The sequence below is a fragment of the Thiomicrorhabdus cannonii genome (assembly GCF_013391695.1).
GTDB lineage: Bacteria > Pseudomonadota > Gammaproteobacteria > Thiomicrospirales > Thiomicrospiraceae > Thiomicrorhabdus > Thiomicrorhabdus cannonii.
The window spans coordinates 1-400 of record NZ_JACBGH010000044.1; the positions used below are offsets into that span (position 1 = coordinate 1).

The window sequence follows — 400 nt, forward strand, 5'->3', positions numbered from 1 at the left end:
GCCGCAGCCGACCGTTTACTTCCGCAACCCGGCCACCGGCAACTGCATGTACGGCCAGACTCCGTGCTTTGACTGGAACCCGAACCTGATGAACGGCATCGAGAACGTGCAGGCACTGCTGGGTTCCACCAGCAATGAAGGCATGGAAGTCGATCTGCTGAACAACAACATGAAGGTGCCGTACGCCGACCAGTTCAGCCTGGGCATGAGCAACCAGTTCGGTGAGTGGCTGACCGACGCGACGATTTCTCGCACGCTGACCTATGATGGGTTCGCCTTCACCCTGGGCAACCGCTTCAACAACGGCAACTTCTTCGATAACCAGATGCTGTGTGGTGCCAAGGAGCCGACCTACGGCCAGCCGTGGAACTGCAACATTCCGGGCTTCGGCAGCCTGATC

1 protein-coding gene is annotated in these 400 nt (G+C 59.0%); it reads left to right on the forward strand.

The annotated features are described in order from the left end of the window. Positions 1-400 (forward strand): hypothetical protein (locus HZ297_RS11890; RefSeq protein WP_218644635.1); only part of this gene is annotated, 400 nt, incomplete at both ends.